Origin of the sequence: Kitasatospora sp. NPDC094019 (genome assembly GCF_044764505.1) — a bacterium.
Classification (GTDB): Bacteria; Actinomycetota; Actinomycetes; order Streptomycetales; family Streptomycetaceae; genus Kitasatospora.
In genome coordinates this window covers 445,706-452,854 of sequence record NZ_JBIWIF010000008.1, presented here as the reverse complement: position 1 = coordinate 452,854, position 7,149 = coordinate 445,706, and the positions used below count along the sequence as shown (strand labels likewise).

The window sequence follows — 7,149 nt, the reverse complement described above, 5'->3', positions numbered from 1 at the left end:
GGCCCCCCCCCCGGCGGGGGGGTCACCCCCCCCCCCCCTCCGCGCCCGGCGGCCGGGGGGCGCGGCGCCCCACCCCCCGGGGGGGGGCCCGCGCCGCGGGCCCCCCCCCCCCCCCCACGGACCGGGGCGGCCCGGGGCAGGTGTCCCGGGCGGGGAGGATGTCGGCGGCGGGGCCTACGGTGGGGACCGTTCGGAGGCCGGACAGACGACCCCCTGCGGGTGCGCGCGGCCCAGGGGGAGCGGGATGGGAACGCCCCGGCACCGCTCGTCCGCGGGCCCGGGTACCCTGCTCCGGCTCCGCTCCCCCTCCCCTTCCTCCCGCCGCCCACGGGGCTCCGGCCGGGATCAGCCGCCGAGCGCCTTCTTCACGAAGTCGACCTGGAGCAGCAGCAGGTTCTCCGCGACCTCCTCCTGCGGCGTCATGTGGGTGACGCCGGAGAGCGGCAGGACGGTGTGCGGGCGCCCGGCGGCGAGCAGCGCCGATGAGAGCCGCAGGGTGTGCGCGGCCACCACGTTGTCGTCGGCGAGGCCGTGGATGATCATCAGCGGCCGCTCCAGGCCGGCCGCGTAGCCGGTCAGCGAGTTGGCCTCGTACACCTCGGGCCGCTCGGCCGGGTGGCCCAGGTAGCGCTCGGTGTAGTGGGTGTCGTAGAGCCGCCAGTCGGTGACGGGCGCGCCCGCGACCGCCGCGTGGAACACGTCCGGGCGGCGCAGCACGGCGAGCGCGGCCAGGTAGCCGCCGTACGACCAGCCCCGGATCGCGACCCGGTCGAGGTCCAGCGGGAACTCGTCGGCGAGGGCCCGCAGCGCGTCCACCTGGTCGTCCAGGGTCGCCCCGGCGAAGTCGAAGGCGATCGACTTCTCCCAGGCCGGACCGCGTCCGGGGGTGCCCCGGCCGTCGGCGACGACGACCGCGAAGCCCTGGTCGGCGAACCACTGGGAGTTCAGGTGCGGGTTGTGCGCCTGGACGACGCGCTGGCCGTGCGGGCCGCCGTACGGGTCCATCAGGACGGGCAGCAGGCCGTCCCGCTCCCGGTCGTAGCCGGTGGGCAGGAAGACCGCGGCCGGGATCCGGCGCTCGCCCGCGAAGCGGAACACCGGCCGGGCCGTGAGCACCGGGGTCTCGGCGTGCGAGGCGATGGTGGCGATGTCGTCCACCGCGACGCCCTCGGGGAGGTCCCGGGAGACCCGCACCAGGGTGCCGGGCAGGTCCGGCTCGGCGGTGGCCCGCACGGTGACGCCGGCCGCGTGCACCGCGGTGGTGACGGAGGTGAACGGGCGGTCGTTGGCGGCCTCCCAGGAGAGCCGCTTGCCGTCGTGGCCGATCCGGCCGACGGCGACCCAGCCGGGCTCGGGGTCGGTCTCGGCCGCGCCGCCGGAGGCGGTGAAGAGGACCTCCTCGGCGGTGACCGCGAGCACCGAGCGCAGGTGCAGGTCGGGGCCGGTGACGGTGTGGTCCCCGATCACCAGGGCGCGGGCGCCGGACTCGTCGGAGATCCGGACCAGCTTGCCGTCCGGGGTCCAGGCCGGGACGCCCTGGAACAGCTCCAGCCAGGCGTCGTCCCGCTCCTCGTGCAGCGGCTCGGTGGCGCCGGTGGCGGCGTCCAGGCCGAGGATCCGCTGGACCCGCTGGTCGCGGGACTGCACCAGCAGCAGCGGCACCCCGCCCCGGGACCAGTGCACCCGGGCCAGGTACGGGAAGGCCGCGCGGTCCCAGACCACCTCGGTGCGGGCGCCGTCCAGGCCGAGCAGCCAGAGGCCGACCTCGGCGTCCGGGGTGCCGGCGGCCGGGTAGGCGATCTCGGCGGGCCCGCGGTCCGGGTTGGCCGGGTCGGCGATCCACCAGCGGTGCACCGGGGAGTCGTCGGCCCGCTCGACCAGCAGCCGGTCGCTGTCGGGGGACCACCAGTGGCCCCGGTCGCGGGCCATCTCCTCCTGGGCGATGAACTCGGCCTGGCCCCAGGTCACGTTCGGGCCCTCGGGCGAGACGAGGGCGCGGTCGCCGGAGCCGTCGGTCCGGGTGAGCCGCAGCTCGCCGCCGGTGGTGGCGTAGGCGACGTGGACGCCGTCCGGGGAGAGCCGCGGGTCCACCAGCGGGCCCTCGGCGGGCAGCTCGGTGGTGGTGCCGGCGACCAGGTCGGCGACGAACAGGCGACCGGAGAGCGCGAAGGCCGCGAGCCGGCCCGCGCCGTCCAGGGCGTAACCGACGATGCCGGCCGAGCCCTCGCGGCTGCGCTCGCGGCGGGCCTTCTCCGCCGGGGAGAGGTCCTCCTCGCCGCCGCCGAGCAGGACGGCCGGGTCGGCGGCGATCCGCTCCTCGCCGGTGGCGGTGTCGAGGGTCCAGAGCAGGTTGGCGCGGTCGCCCCCGGAGGGCGAGCGCAGGAAGACGACCCGGGAGCCGTCGGGTGCGACGGAGAACGACCGGGGAGCGCCGACGGTGTAGCGCAGGGTGCGCGCGTACTGCCTCGGGAAGGTGTCCGCTGGGGTGTGGGTGGTCATGGCACCTGACCCTACGACGCCGCCGCGCCGGTGGTGATCACTCGTTCGGAGCATCATCCGCAAGTACGCCCGGAAGGGGGCCGCACCCCCTCCGACCGGCCCATGCGCCCCACGAGTGCCACTGTGCCCCGGGTTGTGCGGCCTCACTCAACGTAATGTCCGCCTCACTCATCGGGTATGACTGGTCCACGAGTGATCGTCAGGCCCCGTCCCGGGCCCCGGCCGCTCGACCGCAAGTCCCGCACGGTACGACCGCCGCCCCTCCCCGGGAGGAGCCGCGCACCCGGAAGGTGTGTGAGCCGCCATGGCCCTGTCCATCTCCGCAGCCATGCTGATGCTGGTCATCGTGGTGGTGCTGATCCGCCGCTCCGGCCTGAAGCTCGCGCACGCGATCGTCTGCGCGCTGCTCGGCTTCTACCTGGCGTCCAGCTCCATCGCCCCCTCGATCAGCCAGGTCACCAGCAATCTCGCCGGGATGATCAACGGCCTGAAGCTCTGACCCCGCCCCGCGGCCGCCGGCGCCGTCCCCCGGGATCCTGCCGAGGGGATCCGGGGGCCAGGCCCTAGGCTTCCCCCATGACCGCGACTACCGGACGCCGCCTGCTCCTGGTGCACGCGCACCCCGACGACGAGTCGATCAACAACGGCGCCACGATGGCGCGGTACGCCGCCGAGGGCGCCCGGGTCACCCTGGTGACCTGCACCCTCGGCGAGGGCGGCGAGGTGATTCCGCCCGGGCTGGCCCATCTGACGGCCGACCGGGAGGACACCCTCGGCGCCCACCGGATCGGCGAGCTGGCGCGCGCGATGGCCGAGCTCGGGGTCACCGACTTCCGCTTCCTCGGCGGCCCGGGGCGCTACCGCGACTCCGGGATGATGGGCGTGCCCGACAACGACGTGCCCGGCTGCTTCTGGCGGGCCGACGTGGACGAGGCGGCCGACCGGCTGGTCGCGGTGGTCCGGGAGGTACGCCCGCAGGTGCTGGTCACCTACGACGAGGACGGCGGCTACGGGCACCCCGACCACATCCAGGCGCACCGGGTCGCGATGCGCGCGTACGAGCTGGCCGCCGACCCCGCCCACCGGCCGGAGCTCGGCCCGGCCTGGCGGATCGCCAAGGTCTACTGGAACCGGGTACCCCGTTCGGTGATCGAGCGGGGCCTCGCCGAGACCGCCGCGAAGGCGCCGTTCCCGGGCGTGGCGCAGGCCGCCGACGTCCCCGGGGTGGTGGCCGACGAGTTGGTCACCACCGTGGTCGACGGCACCGCGTACGCCGACCGCAAGGCCGCCGCGATGGCCGCGCACGCGACCCAGGTCACCGTGGACGGCGCGTTCTTCGCGCTCTCCAACGACCTCGGCCAGCCGCTGCTCGCCACCGAGTACTACCAGTTGGCGCGCGGGCGGGCCGGGTCGCGACTGCCGGAGGACGACCTCTTCGCCGGTTCGGACCCCGCCGAGGACACCGCCACCGCAGACCCCGCCACCGAGGACCCCACCGCCGAGGAGCCCGCCCGATGACCGCGACCGACGCCCGGCCCGCGCGCCGTTCGATCCCGGCGGCCCTGCTCGGCAGCCGGGAGGAGCGGCTGAAGGAGTCCCAGCCCCCGCGCCTCGCACGGATCGCGGCTTATGTCCTGTTCTTCCTACTGGGCATCGCGGTGTCGGTCTGCGGAGCATTTGTGCAGGCCCTGTGGCCGCCCGTGGGAGTCCTGCTGGCGCTCGCCGCCACCGCCGCCACCTTCTACGGCGGCCTGCGGGTGACCGGCACCCGGCTCGGCGCGGGCATCCCGGCAGCCGGCTGGTTCCTGGCCCTGCTGCTGGTGATGGTGCCCCGCCCGGAGGGGGACAACGTGCTCTGGACCAATGCCACGTCGCTCTGCTGGCTGTTCGTCGGCTCGATCCTGGGCGTGATCTGCGCCACCCTGCCGACCCGCGCCGGCTGGTTCCCCGGCGTCCCGGGGCCGCCGCGCCGCCCCTGAGGAGATCCGCGTACGGTGGCCGGTACGACGGGCAGTCAACACCGTCCGGTCGTACTCTCATACCGGAGGAACCGGACGTATCGGGATCTGTCCGAACCGGTTCACCGGCCGGTTCTTCCCAGTATGGTGGTGCCGCAGAACGCCGTACCCGACGCCGCCCGCCTGGTCCGGCGCCGACAACCGCGGTCGCGCCGCACGGCCCGGCCCGCGAACCCGGAGCAGAGCAGCATTGAGCAGCCGCGAATCTGACAACGCCCACCCGACGCCTCGGCGGACGGGCCCGGACGCCTACCCGTCGGGCACCCCGCCCTACGGCACACCGGGGTTCCCCGGCGGCGACCGCGCGGGTGCCGGCGCCGCCGCCACGGGCTCGGCTCCGGAGGGCGAGGACGACAGCCCGAAGACCGAGACCACCCTCACCACCCGGGTCCGGATCAACATCCCCGGCTCGCGCCCGATCCCGCCGGTGGTCGTGCGCAGCACGGTCAAGAACGAGGACGGCCCCGGCGAGGAGGCCCCCGCGCCCGCCGCCGAGCCGGCCGGCCCGCGCCACCGGTCCGCCGCGCCCGCCTCCCCGGTGCTCGGCGTGATGGACGGCGGCGGCCGTTCGACCCCGCCGGACCTGCCGCCGGAGTGGCAGATCCCGCCGGCCACCTCCGAGGCCGAGTCCACCGGTGCCTGGTTCCGGCCCCGGCAGAAGAAGGCCGCGCCCGGCGAGGGCACCGCCCCGGCCGCGGTGCCGGCCGGCGCTCCCGCCGCCGCGGCGGCGGCACCCGCCGCGGCCCAGCGCGGCACCGCCCGGCCGAACGGCGCCCGCCCCGAGGGCGGCCGCCCGCAGCAGACCGAACGCCCCGCCGCGGCCCGCGCCAACGGCCGCCCGGTGCCCGCCCAGGCGCAGGCGCAGGCCCCCGGGCCGCGTCCGACCGGCGCGCCCGCCACGCCGTACGGCGTCGGCGGCGAGCTGCCCGCCGAGGAGGCCGGTGTCTACGCCGACGCCCCGGCCGACCCGTTCGGCACCGGCGCTCCGACCGACCCCTTCGCGCCCGGCGCTCCGACCGACCCCTTCGGTACCGGCGGCCCGGCCGACCCGTTCGCGCCGGCCGATCCGTTCGCCACGGGTGCCCCGGCCGACCGGTTCGACCCCGGCACCGCCCCCTTCGCGCCGGCCGATCCGTTCGCCCCGGGCACCGGCCTCCCCGGTGGCGCCCCGCAGGGCCGGGGCCGACCCGCCCCCGCCGGTCCCGGCAGCGCGGACCCCGAGGACACCTCGGTCGACGGCTTCGCGCCGATCCGCGAGAACGCCCCGGCCGCCCCCATACCCGGGGCCCCCGCCGGACCGTCCGCCCCGAACGGCGCCCCGCAGCCCGGCCTGTTCGCCTCCGCCCCGGCCGGCGCCGACCCGTTCGCCGCCCAGCGCCCGGCGGCCGCCGGACCGAACGGCGCCCCGGCGCCCGGCAGCCTGTTCCCCGGCGTCCCCGACGCCATGGGGGCACCCGCCGGCCCGCACCCCGGCGGCCCCCGGGCCCACCCGCACCCCGGCGGCACGGACTCCGCACCGCCCGCCGCACCGGCGGCGGACGGCCCCTCCGCCCCGAAGCCCGCGCCGGCCGCCAAGCCCGCCGCGGCCGCCAAGCCCCGACCGAGCGCCGCCAAGAAGCTGGTCAAGCTCACCACCTACGCGATCGCCGGCGTGGCCTTCCTCGGCGCCGCCGCCTACGGCACCGGGCTGATGCTGAACCAGTCCGACATCCCCAAGGGCACCGTGGTGCTCGGCACGGACATCGGCGGCAGCAACCGCGACCAGGCCATCCACCAGCTCGACGAGAGCGTCGGCAAGGCGGGCCAGCAGCCGGTCAAGCTCAAGGTCGGCGAGCAGACCGTGGACCTCGACCCCACCGCCGCCGGCCTGGCCTTCGACACCACGGCCACGGTGGACCGGCTCACCCAGCACTCCTACAACCCGGTGGACGTCCTCAAGTCGCTCAAGGGCAACGAGAAGGCCGTCCCGCCGGAGGTCAAGGTCGACCGGGCCAAGCTCAAGTCCGCGCTGGAGGCGCTGGCCGGCGGCTCCGGCCAGGGGCTCCAGGAGGGCTACGTCAAGTTCGCCGAGAACGGCGACGCCGTCGTCGTCCCCGGCAAGGCCGGCCAGGCGGTGGACTCCGCCGCCGCCGTCGACCTGGTCGACACGGCCTACCGCGACCGCGCCTCGGGCAAGCCGGAGCAGCCGGTGGCCCTGGCCGTCACGGCCGCCCAGCCGAAGACCTCCCCGCAGGCCCTCCAGGGCGCGGCGGACACCCTCGGCAAGTCGGTGACGAACGGCCAGATCCACATCCAGGCCGGCACCAAGAAGTTCGACTTCGGGCCGAAGACCGCGGCCGCGGCACTCGTCCTCGTCCCGGACGCCAATGGCAAGTTCGTGCCCAAGTGGGACCTCGACGCGCTGAACCGCCAGCTCGCCGGTGCCTTCGACAAGCTGAAGACGAAGAAGAACGGCCAGCTCGTCCCGATCACCACGCAGGACGTCGCGGACCAGATCACCGCGCTGTTCGACAAGAGCACCGACAAGGACCGGACCTTCAAGTTCCCGGCCTGATCGAACCGTTACCGGGGGGCGGGTCCGGATCCGGGCCCGCCCCTCGACACGCCGCTCCCCGGTCAGCAAGATGTGACG

General features: G+C 76.2%; 5 protein-coding genes. 4 read left to right on the top strand and 1 reads right to left on the bottom strand.

Features of this window, described 5'->3' with window-relative positions; all coding sequences use genetic code 11:
- Positions 1–345: 345 nt before the first annotated feature.
- Positions 346–2,499: a prolyl oligopeptidase family serine peptidase gene (locus ACIQ9P_RS21135; protein WP_402357986.1), complete on the bottom strand. Its 2,154-nt coding sequence runs from the start codon at positions 2,497–2,499 to the stop codon at positions 346–348.
- A gap of 304 nt (positions 2,500–2,803) precedes the next feature.
- Here ACIQ9P_RS21135 and ACIQ9P_RS21130 point away from each other — a divergent pair, with 304 nt between their 5' ends.
- The 4 genes from ACIQ9P_RS21130 to ACIQ9P_RS21115 all read left to right on the top strand — a co-directional run bounded on the left by ACIQ9P_RS21130 (position 2,804) and on the right by ACIQ9P_RS21115 (position 7,071).
- Positions 2,804–2,998, top strand: coding sequence for a DUF2304 family protein (locus ACIQ9P_RS21130; protein WP_030307746.1), 195 nt, complete (start codon positions 2,804–2,806; stop codon positions 2,996–2,998).
- 77 nt (positions 2,999–3,075) lie between these two features.
- Positions 3,076–4,017, top strand: coding sequence for an N-acetyl-1-D-myo-inositol-2-amino-2-deoxy-alpha-D-glucopyranoside deacetylase (gene mshB / locus ACIQ9P_RS21125; protein WP_402357983.1), 942 nt, complete (start codon positions 3,076–3,078; stop codon positions 4,015–4,017).
- Positions 4,014–4,478: a DUF6113 family protein gene (locus tag ACIQ9P_RS21120; RefSeq protein WP_402357981.1), complete on the top strand. Its 465-nt coding sequence runs from the start codon at positions 4,014–4,016 to the stop codon at positions 4,476–4,478. Before mshB ends, ACIQ9P_RS21120 begins: the two co-directional genes overlap by 4 nt.
- A 229-nt stretch (positions 4,479–4,707) precedes the next feature.
- Positions 4,708–7,071 (top strand): hypothetical protein, encoded by a 2,364-nt coding sequence (locus ACIQ9P_RS21115; protein ID WP_402357978.1) that lies wholly within the window; start codon positions 4,708–4,710, stop codon positions 7,069–7,071.
- Positions 7,072–7,149 lie beyond the last annotated feature (78 nt).

Coding starts and splice junctions, on each gene's coding strand:
- ACIQ9P_RS21130 (WP_030307746.1), top strand. CDS start 2,804: ATGGCCCTGTCCATCTCCGCAGCCATGCTGATGCTGGTCATCGTGGTG.
- ACIQ9P_RS21120 (WP_402357981.1), top strand. CDS start 4,014: ATGACCGCGACCGACGCCCGGCCCGCGCGCCGTTCGATCCCGGCGGCC.
- mshB (WP_402357983.1), top strand. CDS start 3,076: ATGACCGCGACTACCGGACGCCGCCTGCTCCTGGTGCACGCGCACCCC.
- ACIQ9P_RS21135 (WP_402357986.1), bottom strand. CDS start 2,499: ATGACCACCCACACCCCAGCGGACACCTTCCCGAGGCAGTACGCGCGC.